This window comes from Pseudomonas izuensis, from assembly GCF_002356535.2.
GTDB lineage: Bacteria > Pseudomonadota > Gammaproteobacteria > Pseudomonadales > Pseudomonadaceae > Aquipseudomonas > Aquipseudomonas izuensis.
The window spans coordinates 3,619,977-3,642,348 of the sequence record NZ_AP017423.2 but is presented as its reverse complement, the minus strand read 5'-3'; the positions used below and the strand labels follow the sequence as shown (position 1 = coordinate 3,642,348).

The 22,372-nt window shown below is 60.3% G+C and carries 24 protein-coding genes; 9 read left to right on the top strand and 15 right to left on the bottom strand.

The genetic code is table 11. From position 1 onward, the window contains the following. Positions 1 to 13: 13 nt before the first annotated feature. Complete coding sequence (locus LAB08_RS16075; protein ID WP_096510969.1) at positions 14 to 631, top strand: MiaE family protein; 618 nt, start codon at positions 14 to 16, stop codon at positions 629 to 631. A 65-nt stretch (positions 632 to 696) separates the two neighbouring features. Here LAB08_RS16075 and LAB08_RS16070 read toward each other — a convergent pair whose 3' ends face one another. From LAB08_RS16070 to LAB08_RS16035, 8 genes are all read right to left on the bottom strand, one after another. Continuing rightward, positions 697 to 2,199, bottom strand: a complete 1,503-nt coding sequence (locus LAB08_RS16070) for a trypsin-like serine peptidase (RefSeq protein ID WP_157755697.1) — start codon at positions 2,197 to 2,199, stop codon at positions 697 to 699. Between the two features lie 215 nt (positions 2,200 to 2,414). Next, on the bottom strand, positions 2,415 to 2,903 hold the full coding sequence (locus tag LAB08_RS16065) for a GFA family protein (protein WP_096510973.1): 489 nt from the start codon (positions 2,901 to 2,903) through the stop codon (positions 2,415 to 2,417). A 170-nt stretch (positions 2,904 to 3,073) separates the two neighbouring features. Then, a complete protein-coding gene (locus tag LAB08_RS16060) occupies positions 3,074 to 3,691 on the bottom strand; it encodes a DNA-3-methyladenine glycosylase family protein (RefSeq protein WP_096510975.1) in 618 nt (205 codons plus the stop codon). Between the two features lie 4 nt (positions 3,692 to 3,695). Continuing rightward, positions 3,696 to 4,508: an isocitrate lyase/PEP mutase family protein gene (locus tag LAB08_RS16055; protein WP_096510977.1), complete on the bottom strand. Its 813-nt coding sequence runs from the start codon at positions 4,506 to 4,508 to the stop codon at positions 3,696 to 3,698. A gap of 34 nt (positions 4,509 to 4,542) precedes the next feature. After that, positions 4,543 to 5,625, bottom strand: a complete 1,083-nt coding sequence (locus tag LAB08_RS16050) for a bifunctional transcriptional activator/DNA repair enzyme AdaA (protein WP_096510979.1) — start codon at positions 5,623 to 5,625, stop codon at positions 4,543 to 4,545. 142 nt (positions 5,626 to 5,767) lie between these two features. Beyond that, a complete protein-coding gene (locus LAB08_RS16045; protein WP_096510981.1) occupies positions 5,768 to 5,980 on the bottom strand; it encodes a DUF1059 domain-containing protein in 213 nt (70 codons plus the stop codon). 147 nt (positions 5,981 to 6,127) lie between these two features. After that, positions 6,128 to 6,748, bottom strand: a complete 621-nt coding sequence (locus LAB08_RS16040; protein WP_096510983.1) for a LysE family translocator — start codon at positions 6,746 to 6,748, stop codon at positions 6,128 to 6,130. A gap of 91 nt (positions 6,749 to 6,839) precedes the next feature. Further along, on the bottom strand, positions 6,840 to 7,736 hold the full coding sequence (locus LAB08_RS16035; protein WP_096510985.1) for a DMT family transporter: 897 nt from the start codon (positions 7,734 to 7,736) through the stop codon (positions 6,840 to 6,842). Positions 7,737 to 7,824: 88 nt separating this feature from the next. Between LAB08_RS16035 and LAB08_RS16030 the strand changes: the two genes are divergently transcribed. After that, positions 7,825 to 9,156, top strand: a complete 1,332-nt coding sequence (locus LAB08_RS16030) for an aminotransferase-like domain-containing protein (protein WP_096510987.1) — start codon at positions 7,825 to 7,827, stop codon at positions 9,154 to 9,156. Between the two features lie 88 nt (positions 9,157 to 9,244). Then, on the top strand, positions 9,245 to 9,832 hold the full coding sequence (locus LAB08_RS16025) for a LysE family translocator (protein WP_096510989.1): 588 nt from the start codon (positions 9,245 to 9,247) through the stop codon (positions 9,830 to 9,832). 155 nt (positions 9,833 to 9,987) lie between these two features. Here LAB08_RS16025 and LAB08_RS16020 read toward each other — a convergent pair whose 3' ends face one another. Beyond that, positions 9,988 to 10,821: a helix-turn-helix transcriptional regulator gene (locus tag LAB08_RS16020; protein WP_096510991.1), complete on the bottom strand. Its 834-nt coding sequence runs from the start codon at positions 10,819 to 10,821 to the stop codon at positions 9,988 to 9,990. Between the two features lie 33 nt (positions 10,822 to 10,854). Next, positions 10,855 to 11,358, bottom strand: coding sequence for a VOC family protein (locus LAB08_RS16015; RefSeq protein ID WP_096510993.1), 504 nt, complete (start codon positions 11,356 to 11,358; stop codon positions 10,855 to 10,857). A 355-nt stretch (positions 11,359 to 11,713) separates the two neighbouring features. Between LAB08_RS16015 and LAB08_RS16010 the strand changes: the two genes are divergently transcribed. The 6 genes from LAB08_RS16010 (at position 11,714) to LAB08_RS15985 (ending at position 17,107) form a co-directional block, all read left to right on the top strand. Next, positions 11,714 to 11,962, top strand: coding sequence for a transmembrane sensor/regulator PpyR (locus tag LAB08_RS16010; protein WP_096510995.1), 249 nt, complete (start codon positions 11,714 to 11,716; stop codon positions 11,960 to 11,962). Then, positions 11,962 to 13,128 carry an NnrS family protein gene (locus LAB08_RS16005; RefSeq protein WP_096510997.1) on the top strand — a complete coding sequence of 389 codons (1,167 nt, stop codon included), beginning with the start codon at positions 11,962 to 11,964 and terminating at the stop codon, positions 13,126 to 13,128. Before LAB08_RS16010 ends, LAB08_RS16005 begins: the two co-directional genes overlap by 1 nt. A 118-nt stretch (positions 13,129 to 13,246) precedes the next feature. Continuing rightward, complete coding sequence (locus LAB08_RS16000) at positions 13,247 to 13,702, top strand: (2Fe-2S)-binding protein (RefSeq protein WP_096510999.1); 456 nt, start codon at positions 13,247 to 13,249, stop codon at positions 13,700 to 13,702. A gap of 7 nt (positions 13,703 to 13,709) precedes the next feature. Beyond that, positions 13,710 to 15,878, top strand: a complete 2,169-nt coding sequence (locus tag LAB08_RS15995; protein WP_096511001.1) for a xanthine dehydrogenase family protein molybdopterin-binding subunit — start codon at positions 13,710 to 13,712, stop codon at positions 15,876 to 15,878. A gap of 1 nt (position 15,879) precedes the next feature. Beyond that, positions 15,880 to 16,461 (top strand): hypothetical protein, encoded by a 582-nt coding sequence (locus tag LAB08_RS15990; RefSeq protein WP_096511003.1) that lies wholly within the window; start codon positions 15,880 to 15,882, stop codon positions 16,459 to 16,461. 73 nt (positions 16,462 to 16,534) lie between these two features. Beyond that, positions 16,535 to 17,107, top strand: a complete 573-nt coding sequence (locus LAB08_RS15985; RefSeq protein ID WP_096511005.1) for a GGDEF domain-containing protein — start codon at positions 16,535 to 16,537, stop codon at positions 17,105 to 17,107. A gap of 134 nt (positions 17,108 to 17,241) precedes the next feature. Here the strand turns inward: LAB08_RS15985 and LAB08_RS15980 are convergent, their stop codons facing one another. From LAB08_RS15980 to LAB08_RS15960, 5 genes are all read right to left on the bottom strand, one after another. Next, positions 17,242 to 17,667 (bottom strand): VOC family protein, encoded by a 426-nt coding sequence (locus tag LAB08_RS15980; protein WP_096515363.1) that lies wholly within the window; start codon positions 17,665 to 17,667, stop codon positions 17,242 to 17,244. 180 nt (positions 17,668 to 17,847) lie between these two features. Next, complete coding sequence (gene fabI, locus LAB08_RS15975) at positions 17,848 to 18,642, bottom strand: enoyl-ACP reductase FabI (RefSeq protein WP_020799278.1); 795 nt, start codon at positions 18,640 to 18,642, stop codon at positions 17,848 to 17,850. Positions 18,643 to 18,663: 21 nt separating this feature from the next. After that, on the bottom strand, positions 18,664 to 20,274 hold the full coding sequence (locus LAB08_RS15970; protein ID WP_096511007.1) for an ABC transporter ATP-binding protein: 1,611 nt from the start codon (positions 20,272 to 20,274) through the stop codon (positions 18,664 to 18,666). Between the two features lies 1 nt (position 20,275). Continuing rightward, positions 20,276 to 21,295: an ABC transporter permease gene (locus LAB08_RS15965; protein ID WP_096511009.1), complete on the bottom strand. Its 1,020-nt coding sequence runs from the start codon at positions 21,293 to 21,295 to the stop codon at positions 20,276 to 20,278. A 1-nt stretch (position 21,296) separates the two neighbouring features. Beyond that, positions 21,297 to 22,370, bottom strand: a complete 1,074-nt coding sequence (locus LAB08_RS15960) for a microcin C ABC transporter permease YejB (protein WP_096511011.1) — start codon at positions 22,368 to 22,370, stop codon at positions 21,297 to 21,299. Positions 22,371 to 22,372: the final 2 nt, after the last annotated feature.

Sequence of the window (22,372 nt, the reverse complement as noted above, 5' to 3'; positions counted from 1 at the left end):
TCCCGTGGGCCCCATGATCCTTCCCGAAATTCACGAGTTCCTCGGCTGTCGCACCCCCGACGGCTGGGTCCAGGCCGCGCTGGCCGACCAGGAAACCCTGCTGATCGACCACAAGAATTGCGAATTCAAGGCCGCCAGCACGGCGTTGAGCCTGATTGCTAAATATCACTCCCACGTCGACCTGATCAACATGATGTCGCGGCTGGCCCGGGAGGAACTGGTGCACCACGAACAAGTCATGCGCCTGATGAAAAAGCGCAAGATCGCGCTGCGCCAGCTGTCTGCCGGGCGCTATGCCTCGGGGCTGCGCAAGGTGGTACGCAGTCACGAACCGGTAAAACTGGTGGATACCCTGGTGGTCGGCGCGTTCATCGAAGCCCGCAGTTGCGAGCGATTCGAGGCGCTGGTGCCGCATCTGGACGAAGAGTTGGGCAAGTTCTACTTCGGCTTGCTCAAAAGCGAGGCCCGGCATTTCCAGGGGTACCTGAAACTGGCTTATCAGTACGGGGAGGCCAAGGACATCGCCCAGGTGATTGACAAGGTCCGTGCTGCCGAGCAGGAATTGATTGAGTCGCCTGATGTTGAGTTCCGGTTCCACAGTGGCGTGCCGATGCAGACGTCCGTTAACTGAGTCCACGAATGAAATCCCCATCAGCCATTTATCAGGCTGATGGGGTCAACAGCCTCACCCTGCCTTCAAGGCAGTGCGAGCAAGTCTGTTCGAACTTTCGAGTAGCGATTGCTCAAATCCGTGTTCCTGCTGCACAGCGTCAACGGAAGTTGTTCGGCCTTGAATTCTACGGCTTCGAAAGTATTGATGTAGTCAGCAATGTTGACTTTGCTGCAATCGGTGTCATTGGCGGGGCCTGCGTAATATAGGGTTCCGAAATACACCGGAATCTGATAGCGCCATTTAACGTTGTAATTCCAGTCCGCACCCAAAAGGATAGTTGGCTCCGGCATTTTAACCGGTGTTCTATCTATCAATTGAACGGGTGTGATCCATGCGTTCTTCATCATTGCGACATCGGGTCGTTGATCGGAAGACTCCACGCCTACGACACAAAGATAATGCATGCCGGGATCTCTACTGAGAGGCGTGTCAATAACTGCATCTTTTGCATCGATAGTGCCGCTGTAATTGCGAGGAGATCGGCATTCGAGGGCATTGCGTACCGTCTTGAACCGGTAGAAGGGGGTGCTTATCGAGAACTGTGCATTGATGACGGCATCGGGGCTGCCAGGATCTTTGGGCATGGCCACGTACTGGGTAGGCCAGTATTTCCGATCGGTTATCTTGAAGGTGCTTTCGGCGGTACAGGTATTTGAGGCAGTGGTGAAGAAACCCTCGCTGAAGCAATCTGAGAGCTTATCGATGGAGTGAGAATAGTGAGTGTCGATAGACCATGCGATTTGTCCGTTCATCACTTCACATGGTGCGTTGGAGAAGCATTTTTCCTCGGTTGTCGCGCCGTAGGTACTTGTCGCTAAAACACTGAGTATGTGTCCGCTTTGTCGGTCGATGACGGGACTGCCGGAGGAGCCGGGCCGGATTTCCTTGCAACGGTTTTTCAGTGTTCCGTCAAAGGCCTCGAAGCCTTCGACCAAGGTGGCCGCTGTTGGCTCCTGAGTGCACGCCGCCATGCGCAGGCCTGATTCCGGCAAGTTTTCCGGAGCACCGACGACCAGGACATCGGTCGCATTGCCCGCCCACTCGGATGCCAGTCGGAGTGGGGTAATGCCATCTTCGAGCAGCGTGGAAAGTGCAGCATCCAGTTCCATGATCGCCAGGTCCGTATGCTTGAAATCTTTCCAGAGAGTTTGTTTGATGGAGTAGCTTCTATAGGCGTCCGTCGTATCATTGAAGTAGTTGAATTTCACACTTTCTTTAATCGCTGTATCAGGACGTGGCCCAGCTACGCCAAGCACGCAATGTGCGGCAGTCAATAAGTAAGCGGGACCTGCGGCCTTATCGTTTTTGTCGCGTGTATCCAGCAGGCTTGCGGTGCACGAGGGTTCGTCATCCCGGAATATTTTCCCGACGCCATTCCAGCGTGTGTAATTGTTGTTGCGGTTCTTTAATAGTACCGAGTCGGTTTCATTGATTAATCCCTCTCCGAGATCCGCCGCAAGAGTGTTTGCCGATAAAAATAATGCGCCTGCCAGTGAACAGGATATTGCCATGTGTTTTTTGCGCATAACCATTCCTTGGTTTTGGTTGGGTAATGTCGAGCGTTAGTGGATTTGTACTTTGAAATTGGACGGTAAAAGCTTTGGTTGGAATGGGCAAGTTGTCAGCGGCTTGTCGGTAATTTGAAAGGTGTCAAAGTATCTCGAGTAACTTTCTCGCCGGGCCAAATACAATGTGAATTTTAAATCACTCTTGATGGCATGAATAAACGCAACCCTGGAGGTTAGCGAATCAACCCCAGCCGCTCATGCCACTGGGCGATGGATTCTTCTGGATAGTCGTCGAACTGCTTATCATCGGTTTTTACTTCGACTTCGACCCAAGACGCTTTTGATCCGAGCAGCAAATGCGTGTGTTCCGGCGGCACCGGCAGCGGTGTGTCGATGGCCGAGGCAAACGGGTGAATCAGCTCCGGCCATTCGGGGCTGAACAGCCACAAACCCGAACCGCACACCGAGCAGAAATGCCGTTCGGCGCTGCTGCGGTGGGCACGTGCCTCGCCTTCACCCTTGAGCAGCGCATGGTAAATCGCGATGTTCTTGCGCCCGCGTACTTTCAGGCTGTTGGCGTCACCGGCAATGTTGATCGCATAACCGCCACCGCCCTGGGTCTTGCGGCAGATCGAGCAATAGCAGCGTTGATAGGGGTAGGGGTGGGCGCTGTTCAGGCTGAACGACACCGCGCCGCAATGGCAGGAGCCTTCGAGATGCATGGGGACCTCCAGTGGCTGAAGTGATCTGGTTTAGCCTAGAAGATCTGGGGTGATAGTGCCGACGCCATCGCTGGCAAGCCAGCTCCCACAGGTCTTGCGTCGAACACAAATGTTGCCGACACAAAGTGCCTTGTGGGAGCTGGCTTGCCTGCGATGAACGATAACGCGGTCTAACGGCCGGGCACCCGCCACAGATACCACGAAGCCACCGTCCGGTAAGGACTCCACGCCAACCCGATCTCGATCATCTGCTTGCGCGTCGGCTGTACCTCCAACCCCTTGAGCCGCCGATACCCTTCACGCACCCCAAAGTCATCGGCGGGCAGAATGTCCGGTCGCTCCAGGCTGTAGATCAACAGCATCTCCACGGTCCAGCGCCCCACACCGCGCAGGGTGACCAGGCGTTCGATCAGTGCTTCGTCATCCATCGCCAGCGCGGTGGTGTAATCCGGCACCACGCCGTCCAGGGTCGCCTGGGCGATGCCTTGGATGGTCGCGATCTTGCTGGCGGAAAACCCGCAAGCGCGCAATTGATCGAAGTCGGTGGCAACAATCTGTTCAGGTCGCGGAAACGAGACCGACGGGAACAACGCCAACAGGCGCCCGACGATTGCATCGCCCGCCTTGGCGTGCAGTTGCTGGTAGGCAATCGCCCGCACCAGCGATTCATAGGGATCACGAGCGGCATGGGGCTCATGCAGGCACGGGCCGACGGCGGCGATATGCCGACGCCAGTCATCGTCTTGCGAGGACAAGAACTCGGTGGCTGCCTGGTATTTGTCGTGCATGGGATCAAGCTTTTCCGGATGGTTTCAACAGCGCGTTGATTTCGCCATAGGTCAGCGCCTTGATGTCGTGGTCATCGAGTTTGCCGGTGCGCAGAAAACTTTGGGCCAGTGAGGCCATGGCACCGTATAGAAACTCGGCGATGCCCGAGCCGGCGCTCAGGCGACGCACGCCATGCCCTTGCAGCGCTTCTGGCGACGGCAGGCCGGGTAACCCAAGTACATTCAACGGCAGTGTCGTGCCTTGGCTCAGCGCCTTGATTTCATACTCCGACGTGACGCCCGCCGCGAACAACCCGTTGGCACCGGCCGCTTGATACAGCACGGCGCGCCGGAGGGTTTCGGCCACGCGGTCTTCGGCGGGCACCAGGCTCTTGAGGTACACATCGGTGCGTGCGTTGATAAACAGATTCACGTTGCGACGCTCGGCAATCTCCCGCACGGTTTCGATCTTGCGGGCGAGCAGTTCGGGCGGGGAGGCGCCGTCCTCGATATTGATCCCCACCGCGCCGGCGGCGATCACAGCGTCCACCACCTGTGCAACCCGAGCCAGGTCATCGGAGTAACCGGCCTCGATGTCCACGGTCAAGGGCACCGAGATCAGCCGGGCGATGGATTCGACCGTCGATACCAGGCGCTCAAGGGGCAGGGTGTTGCCATCCGGATAACCATGAACCCAGGCCACCGCCGCGCTGCTGGTGGCCACCGCTTTGTTTCCAAGCTGCTCCACCAGCCGCGCCCCGGCGGCGTCGGCGACGTTGGTAAGGATCAGCAGGCCGTCCTGATGCAGTTGGTGAAATTGAGTGTCGAGCCTGTCCATCGAATTTCCTTCCTTATGAAAAACCTGGGTGGAATCAGAATGCGAGTTGTTCGGTGAGTTGCACCGCAGCGTTTTCCAGCCGGAGCAGAAACGCCTTGCGCGGTTGGCCTCCAGCGTAGCCGGTCAGCGAGCCGTCGGCACCGATCACGCGGTGGCAGGGCACCACGATCGATAGGCGGTTATGACCGTTGGCCAGGCCCACTGCGCGGCTGGCGCCGGGCTTGCCCAGAAGGGTGGCGATGGCGCCGTAGGTGGTGGTCTGACCGTAGGGGATTTTTGCCAGCTCGGCCCACACCTGGCGGGAGAACTCGCTGCCGGGCATGTGCAGGGCAATGCTGAATTCAGTGCGAAGGCCTGCAAAATACTCGCTCAGTTGTTCTTCGATCTGTTGCAGATGCGCGTTATGCCCCGGCGCCACGGCATAACCAAAGCGGTTTTGCAGTGCTTCGACTTCCCGGTTCAACGAAGACTGATCGAGAAACTCCAGCAACACCAGACCACGCCTTTCAGCCATGGCGATCATTGGCCCCAGCGGCGTGGTCAGTCGGGTGAACAGCAGGGGCTCGCTGTTGGCGGCGCGGCCCGGCGTGATGTGGAAGGACTTTTGAAACGCATCGCGAAAACCGCTCAGGGATTCGTAACCCGAATCGAACGCGGCGCTGTCAATGGAGTCGCCTTGTTTGATGCCGCGCAGCGCCATGCCCAGGCGCCGGGTGCGCAACCACGCGTGGAATGTCATGCCGAAATGTTGTTTGAACCAGCGCCGCAATTTCAGCGGCTCGATGCCTTCGGCCAGCAGTTGAGCGTCGGTCCAGCGTTGTTCGGGATCGGTGTCCACCGCCTTGAGCAATCGCTGCACCCAGTCCGGGGCACTGTCCGCGGCATCCAGCGGCTTGCAGCGCAGACAGGCACGGTAGCCGGCGGACAGGCATTGATCGGCATGGGCGAAAAACTCGACGTTCTCCGGCTTCGGCTTGCGCGCCGTGCAGCTGGGGCGACAGAAGATTCCGGTGGTTTTCACCGCCGTAAAAAACACCCCCTCGTAGGCGGTGTCGCGTTCGAGCATGGCGCGAACCATCTCGGCGTGGGGCGGAAGCAGCGTGTGTTGTAGGTTCATGGACGCAGCATAGAACGGGGCAGTGACGGCCTCCACCGGAAAATCGACAGGGAATTTCTGTCATCCACCTTAAGACCCTATGTGGGAGCGAGCCTGCTCGCTCCCACAGTAGATGTAAGTGCGCCTCTGAAACCCCGGAGTACTAAGCGCGACGCGGTGCTTCAACAGGTGGGGTGCCGTCGTGAAACATGGTCTTCAGTTGAGCACGCAGTTCCGGTGAGTCGGTGTGCTTGTGAACGTTGACTGCATGCTGTGCGGCAGCCTCGAGCAGTTCGTTTTCAGAGTCTGCGGACAGCGCGACCGAGCATTGGGTATCGCTCGGGAACTCGCGGCAGTCGATGTATTTACGCGCCATGATGTTCTCCTCCCTACGACGAAGGCAGGTCGTGACCTGCGTGAGCGATCGCTCGACGCGTTACATCAAACACGATTGCATGCCACATCGAGTGTGCCGACTCTTGAAGTATAGGCCTGTCGGGTGAACACCTTGGCTCAATGTGGGTCAGGCCCGTCGGGCCATCAGCAATACGGACGCTGCTGCCGATAAGAGGCCGGCGCAGCAGCGGTTGAACATCCGCTTGCCCGACGGCTTGGCGAACCAGCGGCGCATGTGCAGGCCCATGTAGGCGTAGGCCGCGATGGCGATCCATTCCAACACCAGGAACAGCGCACCCAGCACGGCGAATTGCGGCGTGATGGCCCGGGTCGAGTCGACGAATTGCGGCAGGAACGCGGTGAAGATCAGGATCGCTTTCGGGTTGCCCGCCGCCACCAGAAATTCCTGCCGGGCCAACGCCAGCATCCCCACCGGAGCACCCATCACGGTGTTTTCCACACCAGGTTCCGCGCGCCACAGTTGCCAGGCGAGATAGAACAGGTAAGCCGCCCCCAGGATCTTGATCCCATAGAACAACAACTCCGAGGTTTGCAGCACCACCGCCAGGCCCGCCGAGGCGAGGGCGATCATCCCGGCGAACGCCAGCAAGCGGCCAACCCCGGCCACACAGGCGGTACGGTAGCCGTAGCGGGTCGAATTGCTGACCGACAACAGGTTGTTCGGGCCTGGCGCCATGTTCAGGGCGAAGCAGGCCGGAAGGAAAAGAGTAAGGGTGGCGAGGTCCATGGTTGGGCTCCTGTAACGAGAGCTGTATTTTTACCACGCCGGTCGGGTGGCATGCCCCGTACAGTCATGACGGCAAGCGCCATAGCAGTGGCTAGCGGCCGAATTTTTTCGCCCCGGCCACGCACACAATCACCGCCACGGTCACCCCGAGCATGCCGAGGCTGACCTGTTCGTGCAGCAGGGTCGCCGCCAGCGCCAGGCCAAAAAACGGTTGCAGCAGTTGCAGTTGGCCGACGGCGGCGATTCCGCCCTGGGCCAGCCCGCGATACCAGAACACAAATCCGATCAGCATGCTGAACAGCGACACGTAAGCCAGGCTGAACCAGGCTGGCGTGCTGATGCCGCTGAACGACGTCGGCATCCGCCACCAGGTGAGTGCAGCCATGACCGGCAATGCCAGCACCAGCGCCCAGGAAATCACCTGCCAGCCGCCGAGCGTGCGCGACAGCTTTGCCCCTTCGGCATAACCCAGGCCACAGGCCAGGATCGCCAGCAGCATCAGGATGTCGCCTTGAGGTGAGGCGGTCAGGCCTTGGGCAACGGCGAAGCCGACGACCAGCAGGCTGCCCAGCACCGAGAAGATCCAGAACACCGGCCGAGGGCGTTCACCGCCACGCAAAACCCCGAATACCGCGGTCGCGAGCGGCAGCAGGCCGACGAACACGATGGAGTGCGCGGAGGTCACGTACTGCAACGCCAGTGCAGTCAGTAGCGGAAAACCCACCACCACACCCAAGGCGACGATGGCCAGGGGCACCAGTTGATTGCGTGCAGGGCGTTTTTCCTTGAACAACAGCAGCAGGCACAGCGCCAGAAGCGCGGCGATGGTCGCGCGGGCCACCGTGAGGAAAACCGGATCGAATTCCAGCACCGCCAGCCGTGTCGCCGGCAGTGAGCCGCTGAAAATCACCACACCGATCAAGCCATTGATCCAGCCGCTCGCACTGCTGTCCAGTGCCCGGTCTTGCAGATTTGATGTCCGTTCCATTTCGCTCACGCTCATTGTTGGGTTGCGTGAATCCATCCTATGACCGACTATCAATACAATCAAAAAATTGTCATGGATACATCTCGACATGCCTCGTTCTCGCTATAAATCACTGGTGGATGCCTTCGCCGCTGACATCCGCTCAGGTCATTTACCGCCCGGCACACGGCTGCCGACGCATCGGCAATTGGCTACTGAGCACGGACTGGCGCTGGTCACTGCCAGCCGGGTTTACGCCGAGCTTGAAAGCATGGGCCTGATCAGCGGCGAAACCGGGCGCGGGACCTTTGTCCGGGAAACATCACTACCGCCCGGGCAGGGTATTTCCCAGTCCGTGGTGGCGGCGGGGATGATCGACCTCAATTTCAACTACCCGTCGTTGCCCGGCCAGGCGGATCTGTTGCGCCATGCCCTGCGCCAGCTTGCGTTGTCCGGCGACCTGGAATCGCACCTGCGCTACCAGCCCCACGCAGGGCGTCTGCATGAGCGGGCCTCAATGGCACGCCACCTGGTTGAGCGCGGGCTGAATGTTCCGGCCGAGCAGGTGCTGATCGTCAGTGGCGCCCAGCACGGCCTGGCGGTAGTGATGATGACGCTGCTCAAACCCGGCGATGTCATCGCCGCCGATGCCTTGACCTATCCGGGTTTCAAGACGCTGGCCGAGACGCTGCACCTTGAAGTCTTGCCCATTCCAGTCACCGACCAAGGGCCGGATTTGCCGGCCCTGGAACAACTCTGCCAGCGTCGCTCTGTACGGGCCGTCTACTCGATGCCGACTTTGCACAATCCCTTGGGTTGGGTGATGGGCGCCGATCAACGCGGGCAATTGGTGGCGATTGCACGCCAGCATGACCTGACGATCATCGAGGACGCGGCCTACGCGTTTCTGGCCGACAACCCGCCGCCACCGCTGGCCGAGATGGCGCCGGAAAGAACGGTGTACGTGTCCGGTTTATCCAAGAATGTCGCCACCGGGTTGCGCGTCGGTTTCGTGGCCGCCCCCGCGCAATGGATCGCGGGTTTCGAGCGCACGATCATGGCAACCACCTGGAACACCCCTGGTGTGATGACCGCCATTGCTACGGCCTGGCTCGACGACGGTACCGTGAGCAAGCTGGAGGCGCACAAACGTGCGGACGCACAAGCGCGGCAAGCCTTGGCGCGGGAGGTGCTGACGGGGATCAGGACGATCAGCCACCCCTCTTCGTACTTCATCTGGTTGCCTTTGGGGGAAGAGGCGCGGGCGGACCAGATCGCCATGGCGTTGATGCGCGAGCAGGTGTCGGTGTCGCCCGCCGAACCCTTTTCGATTACCCCCCATGTGCCGCACGCCATTCGCCTGGCGCTGGGCTCGGTGGACATGGACTCGCTGCGCGAAGCGCTGGTGAAAGTGAAGCGGGTGGTCGGCTTTTACGCATAACGTTCGTACAGGGCAGTTTTCTTCAATACGTGCACCCGAGGGCTCTTTACCTTGAGGCCTGGTTCAACTGACAGGAAGAAGGTGTGCGATGAGTCTGATGATGTCCATGGCGGCGTTTGCGCTGGTCGCTTCGATAACGCCGGGGCCGGTGAATATCGTGGCGTTGAGTTCGGGGGCGCGCTTCGGCTTTCGCGCCAGTCAGCGACACGTGGCCGGGGCGACCCTGGGGTTCGTGTTGCTGCTGGTACTGATGGGGTTGGGGCTGCATGAGTTGTTGCAGCGTTGGCCGGCCATGACCCAGGTGGTGCAGTGGGCTGGGGTGGCGTTCCTGTTATACATGGCGTTCAAGCTGGCGGGCGACAATGGGCACCTTGAGGCGAAGGACGCTGATCGCGCGCCGTCGATGCTGTATGGCGCCGTCATGCAATGGCTCAACCCGAAAGCCTGGCTGGCCTGCGTGGCCGGCATGGGCGCGTTCGTCGCCGATGGCGAGGCGCGGCTGGTGTGGCAATTCGCGGCAGTCTACCTGGTGATCTGCTACCTGTCGGTGGGTTGCTGGGCGTATGCCGGGACGTTTTTGCGCGGGTATCTGAACAATCCGGCAGGGATGCGCTGGTTCAATCGGGGCATGGCGTTATTGCTGGCGGGAAGTGCGGTTTACTTGCTGCTGCCGTAAACATCATTGTGGCGAGGGAGCTTGCTCCCGCTGGGCTGCGAAGCGGCCCCCGACGCTCTTCAGACAAACCTTGCATACAGGTCTAGCGAAGCTTCGCCGCCGAGCGGGAGCAAGCTCCCTCGCCACAAAAGCTCAACGCACAAAGCAAGTTAGGTTCATCCCCGATACTGCCCGGGTGTCGCCGCCAAATGCTGTTTGAACGCCCGTTGAAAATGCGCCTGATCGGCAAATCCCGCTTCCAGCGCTACGTCGGCGATCAGCTTGCCGTTGCGCAGTTGCTCCCGGGCGAACTGGATGCGTCGGTTGACCAGGAAGGCGTGGGGCGTCATGCCGTAATGCTGCTTGAAGGCGCGGATCAGGTAGGACGGCGACAATTGCGCCGCGTCGCAAATGTCCTCGAGTTTGAGCATGTGCGTGCAGTGGTCGCGGATAAAGTCGGCGGCGCGTTCCAGCTTGAAATTGGGTTCGCGCAGCGGTTGATCGACCGGATTCAGCCGTAGCTGCACCTCAGTGAAAAACTCCACCGCTGCGCTGTGCTTGCGCAGGACGTCCTGCTGCGGATCGATCAAGACGTCATACAAGCCCTGCAAACCGTAAAACAGATCGGCGTCCGAGGTGTGGGTGACGGCGAAGCGGCGAAACGCCGGGTCCTCGCTGAAGCCGAGCTGATGCTGCAAGTCGGTGAGCCACAGGGTATCGACATACAGCATCAGGTAAGACCAGGGCTGGTCGTCAATCGGATTGCAGGCGTGGACATCACCCGGATTCATCAACACCACGGTGCCGGCACTGACCTCGAACCGCGATTGCTCGTGCACATAGGTGCTGCGCCCGGCGGTGATCGCACCGATGGAAAAATGCTCATGGGCATGCCGGGTGTAACAGACTTCGCGTCCGTCGGCGATGGAGCGCGCCTCGATGAAGGGCAGGGCGTCATCGCGCCAGAAGCGCGGGGCCTTGTCTGTATCCTTGGGCTTGGCGAGCGTCATGGTCGGTCCTCGGCAGATCAGCCCCGGAGTGTATTAGCTCTCGCCGTCAAAGGCTCGCTTGAGTGCGGCGATATCGAGTTTTTTCATTTGCAGCATCGCTTCCATGGCCCGTTGGGATTTGTGCGTGTCGGGGTCTTTCATCATGTCCATCAGTTGCACCGGAACAACTTGCCACGACATTCCAAACTTGTCTTTGAGCCAGCCGCATTGCTGAGCCTGCGGGACACCGCCAGCCGACAGGGCTCCCCAGAAATGGTCGACTTCGTCCTGGGTCTGGCAATTGACCTGAAAGGAAATCGCCTCGCTGAACTTGAACATCGGACCACCGTTCAGGCCGGTGAAACTCTGCCCGTCGAGTTCGAAGCTGACCGTCATCACCGAACCTTCGGGCCGTCCGTGGAACTCGAAACCGGCGTGACCATAGTGGGTGGTGGCAGTGATTTTCGAATGGTCGAAGATCGAACAGTAGAACTTTGCCGCTTCTTCGGCCTGATCGTCGAACCACAGGCAGGGCGTGAGTTTTTGAACGCGTTGCATGACGGGTCTCCTTCGCAGGTTTTTCCATGCTGGATTATCAGCGTAGTCAGCCTCTGCTTGTCTGGTCGTGCCGTAGATCGACAAATGCCCCGAAACGCCTCGCTGTAGGAGCTGGCTTGCCAGCGAAGACGGCGCCACAGTCAACATCAATGTTGACTGAAAATCCGCTTTCGCTGGCAAGCCAGCTCCTACAGGATCGTGTCAATATGACTTCTTTATGAGTCGTAAAGACTCTTTTTGTAATGAGTCATTTTGACTTGATCTATCTCAACTGCCTGATTCGTATGAGGTAAATACCTGGCACGCCCCTTGATGCATCAAACGTACAACTGAACGGCTACAGGAGTACGGAAAAATGTTCCATTTCTTCAGCAACCCTCAGAACGTTCTACACCTCTCAAGCCGTGTGCTCGGTGTCGGCCTGGCGATGCTGCTGGCAGGGATCTACGGTGCTTACCTTTACGACGGCCATCTGTCGATCGTTGCCCTGGTTTCGCTGCACGCCATGACCATTGTCGGGCCGACCTTGCTGAAAATTGGCTATGTCATGCGCTTGCTGGCCCAACACCGATTGAGCAAACCGCTGGCCGGGGCGCTGGCCTGATGCGCAAATGGGTCGAGGTGCCTGTTTTCAGTCTCGGTTTTCGTCCGTTCTTTCTGGCCGGGGCCACGTTCGCTGCGCTGGCGGTGGCGATCTGGGCCCTGTGGTTGTATGGCCGTTTGCCTGGCGCGCAAGCGGTGGGCGGCATGCTCGCCTGGCATCGACACGAAATGCCGTTCGGCTTCGCCGTGGCGATCATTGCCGGGTTCCTGCTGACGGCGGTGCCGAACTGGACCGGACGTCCAGGGCTAAAGGGTTGGCCATTGATCGGGCTGGTGCTGGTCTGGTTGCTGGCGCGACTGGCCTGGCTGCTGCCGATTTCCCCGGGGTTTTTGCTTCTCTTGCAGCTGCCTTTTCTGCCACTGTTGGCCTTGGTGCTGGGCCGCGACTTGATCGCCGCCGGCAAGCGCGACAACTATCCGATTCTGCTGATGGTCATGCTGCTGGCCGGGTGCCAGGCCATGACAGTGTCGGGCCTTTCGACCGACGACGCTGGGCTGCAACGGCGTGGTGTCCTGGCGGCCTTGTGGTTGGTGGGCGCCATGATGAGTGTGATTGGCGGGCGCGTGATTCCGTTTTTCATCCAGCGCGGCCTGAATCGGCCGGTGCAGCCGGCGGGAAGTCCATGGCCGACCCGGATTCTGATGGTGAGTGGTTTGTTTGCAGCGCTGACATTTGCCCTCGGCCTGCAGGACGTTCCCAGACTTTGGCTGACGACGTTGTTTGTGCTGATGGGTGTTTTGCACCTGCTGCGCCTATGGCGCTGGCACGATCGAGGCCTGTGGAGCGTGCCGTTGCTGTGGTCGCTGTATCTGTCCTACGCCTGGCTGGCGGTGGCGGTTTTCGCCATGGCGCTGTGGCATGCAGGCTATATGGCGCAACAGAGCCTGGCCACCCATTCGTTGGCGGTGGGCGGTGTGGGCGGCCTGATCCTGGCGATGATCGCTCGGGTCAGCCTTGGCCACACCGGACGGCCGCTGCAGCCGTCGAAAGCGATCGTGGCGGGGTTTGCGCTGATGTTGATGGCGGGCCTGTCGCGGGTGCTGCTAGTGCCGTTCTCCGGACTGGGGCTGGCGCTGTCTGCGGTACTCTGGTGTAGCGCGTTCGGGCTGTTTCTGTGGCGTTATACCGATATTTTGCTCAAGTCGAGGGTGACCGGCGGTCGATAGAGTTCGGCCTGCGGGGCAAATTGGACTTAGCTGAAGGGATAACCCGAGGCGCGCGCAGGTCGTTGACGGCTACAGCGACGCCCCCTTCAGAACACGCTGAGTCTGAGGACCTTCGCAAATGTTGACCCTCAATATCAATGGCAAGGACCAGGAACTGGATGTCCCCGCGGACATGCCTTTGCTCTGGGTCCTGCGTGATGTCGCGCACCTGACCGGGACCAAGTTCGGTTGCGGCATGGCTCAATGCGGTGCCTGCACCGTGCACATCGACGGCGCGCCATTACGCTCCTGTATCACACCCGCCACAGCCGTGGCCCATGGGCAGAAAATCCTCACCATCGAAGGCTTGTCGATTGACGGTTCGCACCCGGTGCAGCAAGCCTGGGCCGAACTTGATGTGGTCCAGTGCGGTTATTGCCAGTCCGGGCAGATCATGTCGGCGGCGGCGTTGCTGGCGAAGATCCCGCAACCGACCGACAGTGATATCGATCAGGCGCTGTCGGGCAATATCTGCCGTTGCGGCACCTATTCAAGAATCCGCGCCGCGGTCAAGCGCGCCGCCGAGCTGAGTTGAGGTGGTCATGAACAGCCTCCATCCGCTCTCGCGTCGTGGTTTTCTCAAGGGCAGTGCCGTGCTGGGCGGCGGGCTGGTGGTGGCGTTCGTCATCCCCGGTGCCCATCGCTTTGCCATGGGCGCCGAGAACCAGGGCAACGTGTTCGCCCCCAATGCCTTCCTGCGTATCGGCAATGACAACAGCGTCACCGTGTTGCTTGGCCATTCGGAAATGGGGCAGGGCATCTGGACCGGCCTGACCATGTTGATCGCCGAAGAACTGGACGCCGACTGGTCGAAAATTCGCGTCGAACATTCCCCGGCCTCCGCCAAGGACTACGGTCTGGCCGGGTTCGGCGGCATGCAGATCACTGGCGGATCGACCTCGACCTGGATGGAGTTCGATCGCTATCGCCAGGCCGGTGCGGCGGCCCGGTTGATGTTGATCGAGGCTGCGGCCAAGCGTTTCAATGTCGCGCCTTCTACGATTACCACCGAATCGGGCGTCGTGATTGCCGGCGACCAACGCGCCACCTACGGCGAACTGGCCGATGACGCCGGCAAGCTGCCGGTGCCGGATCCGGCATCGATCAAACTCAAGGATGCGAAAGACTGGACGATCATCGGCAAACCCACCAAGCGCCTGGACACGCCGGAGAAAATCACCGGTCGCGCCAAATTCGGCATGGATGTGCAGTTCGATGGCCTGATGACCGCGATGGTCGCCCGTTCGCCGGTGTTCGGCGGCAGCGTCAAATCCTTTGAAGGCGCCGAGGCGCTGGCGATTCCAGGCGTGCACAAAGTGGTGCAGGTGCCGACCGGCGTGGCAGTGATCGCCGATCACTACTGGGCGGCAAAACTGGGGCGCGATGCGCTGAAGGTTGAATGGGACCTGGGGCCGAACACTGGGCTGGACAGTCAGAAACTGCTGGAGGACTTTCGCAAACTCGCCGCCACACCCGGCCTCCCGGCCAGTCAGGCAGGCGATGCCAAGGCGGCGTTGGCCAAGGCGGCCAAGACCCTCGACGTCGAATACAGCGTGCCGTACCTGGCCCACGCGCCGATGGAACCGCTCAATTGCACGGTGAAAATCACCCAGGATAAATGCGAGATCTGGACCGGCACGCAGTTCCAGACCCTGGACCAGATGATCGCCGGGAAAATCACCGGACTCAAACCCGAGCAGGTCGAAATCCACACCGAGTTCCTCGGCGGCGGATTCGGCCGGCGGGCCAACCCGACCTCGGATTTTGTCGCCGAAGCGGTGCAGGTCGCCAAGGCGGCGGGTGCACCGGTGAAAACCGTGTGGGCGCGGGAGGATGACATCCGTGGCGGCTACTACCGCTCGGCATTCCTGCATCAGGCGCGGGTGGGGCTGGGGGCTGATGGCCTGCCAATGGCGTGGAAGCATGTGTTGGTCGGGCAATCGATCATGGCCGGCACTTCGCTCGAAGCGGCCATGGTCAAGAACGGCATCGACAAGACGTCAGTCGAGGGCGTGGCCGATAGCCCGTATCTCGAAGGTCTGGCCAATCATCAGGTTGACCTGCATTCGCCGAAAACCGGCATCAAGGTGCTGTGGTTGCGTTCGGTGGGGCATACCCACACCGCCTTTGTCATGGAATCGCTGATCGATGAGCTGGCCACGGCGGCGGGCAAGGACCCGGTGGAGTACCGGCGGACCTTGCTCAAGGACCATCCGCGGCACCTTGGCGTGTTGAATCTGGCGGTGGAGAAGGCCAACTGGAAGGCGCCGCTGCCGGACGGCCATGCCCTGGGCGTGGCGGTGCATGAGTCATTCGGCAGCTACGTGGCCCACGTCGCCGAAGTGTCCCAGGACAACCTGGCGATCCGGGTGCATCGGGTGGTGTGCGCGGTGGACTGCGGGATTGCGGTCAACCCGCAGAGCATCGCGGCGCAGATGGAGTCGTGCATCGCCTTCGGCCTGAGCTTCACCCTGCACAGCAAACTGACGATCAAGGACGGACACGTGGTGCAATCCAACTACCACGATTACCAGGTGCTGCGGCTCAACGAGATGCCGGTGGTTGAAGTGCACATCCTGCCCAGCAGCGAAAAACCCGGCGGCATCGGTGAGGCCGGTGTGCCACCCACGGCGCCGGCAGTGGCCAACGCGGTGTTCGCCCTGACCGGGCAGCGCCTGCGGGAGCTGCCGCTGCAACTGTCGGGGGTGTGAGATGAAACGACATCATTGGGTACTTGGCGGCTTGCTCCTGCTTTGCCTTTTCATCTATGCAACTGAGCTGTTCGCTGATGACAAGGAGGCACTGGAGGCCTTCGACACGGTACAGAAAGTCTTCCAGAGCCCCCGTTGCCAGAACTGCCACATTCCCGGCGATTCACCGTTGCAGTTTGACGGGGGAACGCCCCATGCGATGAACGTCGTGCGTGGCCTGGACGGCAAAGGCGCGGCGGGATTGCCCTGCGCCACTTGCCATGCCGAAGCCAATCCACCGGCCAGTTACGGCCCCAAGGCGCCACCCGGTGCCCCCCATTGGAGCCTGCCGCCGGCGGCGCACAAAATGGCCTGGATCGGCCTGCCGCCCGACAAGCTGTGCAGCATGATCAAGGACCGCGCGAGCAATGGCGACCGGGATTTCGCGGCGCTGATCAAACACGTCAGCGAGGACAAACTCGTGCTCTGGGGCTGGAATCCGGGCGGTAATCGCACACCGGTGCCGGTGGCGCATGACATTTTTGTCACCCAGTTCAAGCTCTGGGCTGAGGCAGGAGGGCCTTGCCCGGTGCTGGGTACTTGACCATCGGTCAATGAACACGGAGTCAAACCGATATCGAGGACTCTAAAGAACATACCCTCCATGGGAGTATGTGATGCTGATCTCAGGCAAACCGCACACAACAGGTGTATGTGCAGGGACGCCACAGCAGGAGCGTGAGCTGCTGCGCGATCTTGCACGCAAGGCCGAGCAAGAGCTGATCGGGGTGCAGATGGCGAGTATGGATGAACTGACGCTGCTGCCCAATCGGCACGGTTTCCTGGCGCTGGCCCAACTGGGACTGGAGGCCTGCGGGCAACTGGGGCGGCCGGCGACGCTGCTGTTTTTCAACCTGGATGACTTCAAGCGTATCAACTATCTGTTTGGCCGCACCGAGGGCGATCACGCGCTGAAGACCTTCGCCGATGTGCTGAGCATCGGATTTCGGGAAAGTGACGTGATTGGCCGCCTGGAAGGCGCTACCTTCGTCGCCTTGCTCACCGGCTCTTGCGGCGTTGATGTCACGGCCATCAAGGCCCGGCTGGAGGAAATGCTGGATGAGCGCAATACCATGGCCCATCGCGGGTATGGCATTGGTTTCAGCATTGGGCAGATCGAGTATGACCCTACGGCCCATGACTCGGTTGAAGAACTGCTGGTTGAGGCTGAAAAGGCGCTGGGCCGGTAGATTGATGTTGTATGAAAGGGCCTCATCGCGGGCAAGCCCGCTCCCACAGGGTCAATGGGTGTACACAAAATTTGTGGTCACCGAGGCTACTGTGGGAGCGGGCTTGCCCGCGATGGGGCCCTCACAATCACCACCTATTTGGCAAACAACTGCCCGATATCCTTGAATGCTTTGAACTCCAGTGCATTCCCACACGGATCGAACAGAAACATCGTCGCCTGTTCGCCAACCTGTCCCTGAAAGCGAATCCCCGGTTCGATCACGAACCGCGTCTCCAGCGACTTCAGCCGCTGCGCCAGTGCCTCCCATTCCGCCATCCCCAGCACCACGCCGAAATGCGGTACCGGTACGTCATGGCCGTCCACCGCATTGGTATGAGCAGCCTCTTGCGAGGCGTTTTTCGGCGCCAGGTGAATCACCAGTTGATGGCCGAAAAAGTTGAAATCGACCCAGTGGTCGCTGGAGCGGCCTTCTTCCAAACCAAACACGCTGCCATAAAAGTGCCGCGCGGCGGGCAGGTCATACACCGGAATGGCCAAGTGAAAAGGAGAGAGTTGCATCAGGTGAGCCTCGGTCATGGAGAATGAGTGTAGGCGCTGGCTTGCCAGCGAAAACGGCATTCCACGCCCTGAACTTTTTAACCCTGAAATACCGGCTCCTGCAATGGATTGCGCCCGCACTGGAATCCCAGGCACAAAAAACCCGCCAAAAAGGCGGGTTTTTTAGTGGCTAACCGAAGATCACTCTTCGAGGTTGCCCATGGCCGTGGTGTTGAAGCCACCGTCCACGTACATGATTTCACCGCTGATACCCGACGCCAGGTCCGAGCACAGGAAGGCGCCGGCGTTGCCGACTTCTTCGATGGTGACGTTGCGACGCAGCGGGGTTTGCGCTTCGTTGGCCGCCAGCATCTTGCGGAAGTTCTTGATGCCGGAAGCGGCGAGGGTGCGGATCGGGCCAGCCGATACGCAGTTGACGCGAGTGCCGTCCGGGCCCAGGGAGCCGGCCAGGTAGCGTACGCCTGCTTCCAGGGAAGCCTTGGCCATGCCCATCACGTTGTAGTTCGGCATGGTGCGCTCGGCGCCCAGGTACGACAGGGTCAGCAGGCTGCCGTTGCGGCCTTTCATCATTTCGCGACCGGCCTTGGCCAGGGCCACGAAGCTGTAGGCGCTGATGTCGTGAGCGATGCGGAAACCTTCACGGGTGGTGGCTTCGGTGAAGTCGCCGTCCAGTTGGTCGCCCGGGGCGAAGCCGACGGAGTGCACGATGCAGTCCAGGCCGTCCCACTTCTTGCTCAATTCTTCGAAGACCTTGGCGATTTCCGCATCGCTGGCCACGTCGCACGGGAAGCACAGCTCAGGGCTCGAACCCCAGCCTTGTGCGAACTCTTCGACACGACCCTTGAGTTTGTCGTTCTGATAAGTGAAGGCAAGCTCAGCGCCCTCGCGATGCATGGCGGCAGCGATGCCGGATGCGATGGACAGCTTGCTGGCGACACCGACGATCAGTACGCGCTTACCGGCGAGAAAACCCATGTGTTGCTCCTCTCTTTCAGGTTATTGCGCAGTGTCCGGAGCCAGGAAAGCGGCTTCCAGCAACTGCTGTGTATACGGATGTTGAGGGGCGGCAAAAATGCTTTGCGCGTCCCCCTGTTCGACCACTTGACCATGCTTGACCACCATCAGCTGGTGGCTCAGCGCTTTGACGACAGCCAGGTCATGGCTGATAAACAGATACGTCAGGTTGTACTTGGTTTGCAGTGAGCGCAGCAGCTCCACCACTTGGCGTTGTACGGTCCGGTCGAGGGCCGATGTCGGCTCGTCCAGCAGAATCAACGCCGGTTTTAGCACTAATGCCCGGGCAATGGCGATTCTCTGCCGTTGCCCACCGGAAAATTCGTGGGGGTAGCGGTGCCGGGTGTCCGGGTCCAGGCCTACCTCCTTGAGTGCCGCAATAATCGCTTGTTCCTGTTCCGCTTCGGTGCCGATCTTGTGAATCCGCAGGCCTTCGCCAACGATCTGGCTCACGCACATCCGTGGGCTCAGGCTGCCAAACGGGTCCTGAAACACCACCTGCATCTCCCGCCGCAGCGGTCTGACCTGTTGCTGCGTCAGGCAGTCTAGCTGTTTGCCTTCAAAACGGATCGCACCTTTGCTACCGATCAGGCGCAAGATTGCCAGACCCAGCGTCGACTTGCCGGAACCGCTTTCGCCAACAATGCCCAGGGTCTGGCCCTGGGGCAGGCTGAAATTGATGCCGTCCACCGCCTTGACGTGATCCACCGTGCGCTTGAGCAGGCCTTTCTTGATCGGAAACCAGACTTTCAGGTCCTCGACTGCCAGCAAGGGCGGGCCGATCACGTTGGTTGCAGGCTTGCCGCCGGGCTCCGCTGCCAGCAGGATCCGAGTGTACGGATGCTGCGGCGCGCGGAACAACTCTTCGCACGATGCCTGTTCGACGATGCAACCGCGCTGCATGACACATACGCGATGCGCAATTCTTCGCACCAGGTTCAAATCGTGACTGATCAGTAGCAGCGCCATGCCCAGGCGAGCCTGTAATTCCTTGAGCAATTCGAGGATTTTCAGCTGGACGGTCACGTCCAGCGCGGTGGTCGGCTCATCCGCGATCAACAGTTCCGGCTCGTTGGCCAACGCCATGGCAATCATCACCCGCTGACGCTGGCCGCCGGACAATTCGTGGGGCAAGGCCTTGAGGCGCTTCTCCGGCTCTGGAATGCCGACCATTTCCAGCAGTTCCAGGGTGCGTTTGGTCGCCACTTTGCCGACCAGGCCCTTGTGGATGCCCAGCACTTCATTGATCTGTTTCTCGATCGAATGCAGCGGGTTGAGCGAGGTCATCGGCTCCTGGAAGATCATCGCGATCCGGTTGCCGCGGATATGGCGAATGGTTTTTTCTTTCAGGTTCAGCAGGTTTTGCCCGGAATATTCGATGGTGCCCGAAGGGTGTCGGGCGAGGGGGTAGGGCAGCAGGCGCAGGATCGAGTGAGCGGTCACCGATTTGCCGGAACCGCTTTCGCCCACCAACGCCAGGGTTTCACCGCGCTTGATGTCGAAGCTGACATTCTCCACGACACGCTGGCAGTGTTCGCCGACAACAAATTCGACGGCGAGGTCGCGCACTTCGATCAGATTTTCCTGATTCATTTCACTTCCTCGGGTCGAAGGCATCGCGAGCGGACTCGCCGATGAACACCAGCAGGCTCAACATCAGCGCCAGCACAGCAAACGCGCTCATGCCCAGCCACGGTGCCTGCAGGTTGGATTTGCCCTGGGCCACCAGTTCACCCAGCGACGGGCTGCCCGCCGGCAAGCCGAAGCCGAGGAAGTCCAGGGCGGTCAGGGTGCCTATGGCGCCGGTCAGGATGAACGGCATGAAAGTCATGGTCGAGACCATGGCGTTGGGCAGGATATGGCGGAACATGATCGCGCCATTCTGCATGCCCAGCGCCCGGGCCGCACGCACGTATTCCAGATTGCGGCCGCGCAGGAACTCGGCGCGGACCACGTCCACCAGGCTCATCCAGGAAAACAGCAGCATGATCCCCAGCAGCCACCAGAAGTTCGGCTGGACGAAGCTGGCGAGGATGATCAGCAGGTACAGCACCGGCAAACCGGACCAGATCTCCAGGAACCGCTGCCCGGCAAGATCCACCCAGCCGCCATAGAACCCCTGCAACGCGCCGGCGATCACCCCGACGATCGAGCTGAGAAGGGTCAGTGTCAGGGCGAACAGCACCGAAATGCGGAAACCGTAGATCACCCGGGCCAGTACGTCGCGCCCCTGGTCATCGGTGCCCAGCAGATTGTCCGCCGACGGCGGCGCGGGGGCGGGGACTTTCAGGTCGTAGTTGATGCTCTGATAGCTGAACGGAATCGGCGCCCACAGCACCCAGGCATCCTTGGCCTTGAGCAGTTCGCGGATATAAGGGCTCTTGTAATTGGCCTCCAGCGGGAACTCGCCGCCGAAGGTGGTTTCCGGGTAGCGCTTGAGTGCCGGGAAATACCAGCCGTTGTCGTAGTGCACCACTAGCGGTTTGTCGTTGGCGATCAACTCGGCGCCAAGGCTGGCGCCGAACAGGACCAGGAACAGCCACAACGACCACCAGCCACGCTTGTTGGCCTTGAACAGTTCGAAGCGGCGACGATTGAGAGGGGACAGGTTCATCTCAATGCTCCCGGCTTTCGAAGTCGATGCGCGGATCGACAAAGGTGTAGGTGAGGTCACCGATCAGTTTCACCACCAAACCCAACAGGGTGAAGATGAACAACGTGCCGAAGACCACCGGGTAATCGCGGTTGATCGCGGCTTCGAAACTCATCAGGCCCAGGCCGTCGAGGGAGAAGATCACTTCCACCAGCAACGAGCCGGTGAAGAAGATCCCGATGAAGGCCGACGGGAAGCCGGCGATCACCAGCAGCATGGCGTTGCGGAACACGTGGCCGTACAGCACGCGGTGATTGGTCAGGCCCTTGGCCTTGGCGGTGACCACGTACTGCTTGTTGATTTCATCGAGGAAGCTGTTTTTGGTCAGCAAAGTCATGGTGGCGAAGTTACCGATCACCAGCGCGGTTACCGGCAGCGCCAGGTGCCAGAAATAATCGAGTACCTTGCCACCCATGCTCAGCTCGTCGAAGTTGTTCGAGGTCAGCCCGCGCAGCGGAAACCAGTCCAGGTAGCTGCCGCCGGCAAACACCACGATCAGCAGGATGGCGAACAGAAACGCCGGGATCGCGTAGCCGACGATGATCGCCGAACTGGTCCAGACGTCGAAGTGGCTGCCGTGGCGCGTGGCCTTGGCGATCCCCAGCGGGATCGACACCAGGTACATGATCAGGGTGCTCCACAGTCCGAGGGAGATCGACACCGGCATCTTTTCCTTGATCAGGTCGATGACCTTGGCATCGCGGAAGAAGCTGTCGCCGAAATCCAGGGTGGCGTAGTTCTTGACCATGATCCATAAGCGTTCCGGCGCCGATTTGTCGAAGCCGTACATGTGCTCGATTTCCTTGATCAGCGCCGGGTCCAGACCTTGGGCGCCGCGATAGGCGGAACCGGCCACCGACACTTCGGCACCGCCGCCGGCGATGCGGCTGGTGGCGCCTTCGAAGCCTTCGAGCTTGGCGATCATCTGTTCCACTGGCCCGCCCGGGGCGGCCTGGATGATCACGAAGTTGATCAGCAAGATGCCGAACAGGGTCGGAACGATCAGCAGCAGTCGCCGAAAAATATACGCCAGCATCT

Bases quoted from the DNA above. Each gene is read 5' to 3' on its own strand.
- LAB08_RS16075 (WP_096510969.1), top strand. From the start codon at position 14: ATGATCCTTCCCGAAATTCACGAGTTCCTCGGCTGTCGCACCCCCGAC.
- LAB08_RS16070 (WP_157755697.1), bottom strand. From the start codon at position 2,199: ATGCGCAAAAAACACATGGCAATATCCTGTTCACTGGCAGGCGCATTA.
- LAB08_RS16065 (WP_096510973.1), bottom strand. From the start codon at position 2,903: ATGCATCTCGAAGGCTCCTGCCATTGCGGCGCGGTGTCGTTCAGCCTG.
- LAB08_RS16060 (WP_096510975.1), bottom strand. From the start codon at position 3,691: ATGCACGACAAATACCAGGCAGCCACCGAGTTCTTGTCCTCGCAAGAC.
- LAB08_RS16055 (WP_096510977.1), bottom strand. From the start codon at position 4,508: ATGGACAGGCTCGACACTCAATTTCACCAACTGCATCAGGACGGCCTG.
- LAB08_RS16050 (WP_096510979.1), bottom strand. From the start codon at position 5,625: ATGAACCTACAACACACGCTGCTTCCGCCCCACGCCGAGATGGTTCGC.
- LAB08_RS16045 (WP_096510981.1), bottom strand. From the start codon at position 5,980: ATGGCGCGTAAATACATCGACTGCCGCGAGTTCCCGAGCGATACCCAA.
- LAB08_RS16040 (WP_096510983.1), bottom strand. From the start codon at position 6,748: ATGGACCTCGCCACCCTTACTCTTTTCCTTCCGGCCTGCTTCGCCCTG.
- LAB08_RS16035 (WP_096510985.1), bottom strand. From the start codon at position 7,736: ATGGAACGGACATCAAATCTGCAAGACCGGGCACTGGACAGCAGTGCG.
- LAB08_RS16030 (WP_096510987.1), top strand. From the start codon at position 7,825: ATGCCTCGTTCTCGCTATAAATCACTGGTGGATGCCTTCGCCGCTGAC.
- LAB08_RS16025 (WP_096510989.1), top strand. From the start codon at position 9,245: ATGAGTCTGATGATGTCCATGGCGGCGTTTGCGCTGGTCGCTTCGATA.
- LAB08_RS16020 (WP_096510991.1), bottom strand. From the start codon at position 10,821: ATGACGCTCGCCAAGCCCAAGGATACAGACAAGGCCCCGCGCTTCTGG.
- LAB08_RS16015 (WP_096510993.1), bottom strand. From the start codon at position 11,358: ATGCAACGCGTTCAAAAACTCACGCCCTGCCTGTGGTTCGACGATCAG.
- LAB08_RS16010 (WP_096510995.1), top strand. From the start codon at position 11,714: ATGTTCCATTTCTTCAGCAACCCTCAGAACGTTCTACACCTCTCAAGC.
- LAB08_RS16005 (WP_096510997.1), top strand. From the start codon at position 11,962: ATGCGCAAATGGGTCGAGGTGCCTGTTTTCAGTCTCGGTTTTCGTCCG.
- LAB08_RS16000 (WP_096510999.1), top strand. From the start codon at position 13,247: ATGTTGACCCTCAATATCAATGGCAAGGACCAGGAACTGGATGTCCCC.
- LAB08_RS15995 (WP_096511001.1), top strand. From the start codon at position 13,710: ATGAACAGCCTCCATCCGCTCTCGCGTCGTGGTTTTCTCAAGGGCAGT.
- LAB08_RS15990 (WP_096511003.1), top strand. From the start codon at position 15,880: ATGAAACGACATCATTGGGTACTTGGCGGCTTGCTCCTGCTTTGCCTT.
- LAB08_RS15985 (WP_096511005.1), top strand. From the start codon at position 16,535: ATGCTGATCTCAGGCAAACCGCACACAACAGGTGTATGTGCAGGGACG.
- LAB08_RS15980 (WP_096515363.1), bottom strand. From the start codon at position 17,667: ATGCAACTCTCTCCTTTTCACTTGGCCATTCCGGTGTATGACCTGCCC.
- fabI (WP_020799278.1), bottom strand. From the start codon at position 18,642: ATGGGTTTTCTCGCCGGTAAGCGCGTACTGATCGTCGGTGTCGCCAGC.
- LAB08_RS15970 (WP_096511007.1), bottom strand. From the start codon at position 20,274: ATGAATCAGGAAAATCTGATCGAAGTGCGCGACCTCGCCGTCGAATTT.
- LAB08_RS15965 (WP_096511009.1), bottom strand. From the start codon at position 21,295: ATGAACCTGTCCCCTCTCAATCGTCGCCGCTTCGAACTGTTCAAGGCC.
- LAB08_RS15960 (WP_096511011.1), bottom strand. From the start codon at position 22,370: ATGCTGGCGTATATTTTTCGGCGACTGCTGCTGATCGTTCCGACCCTG.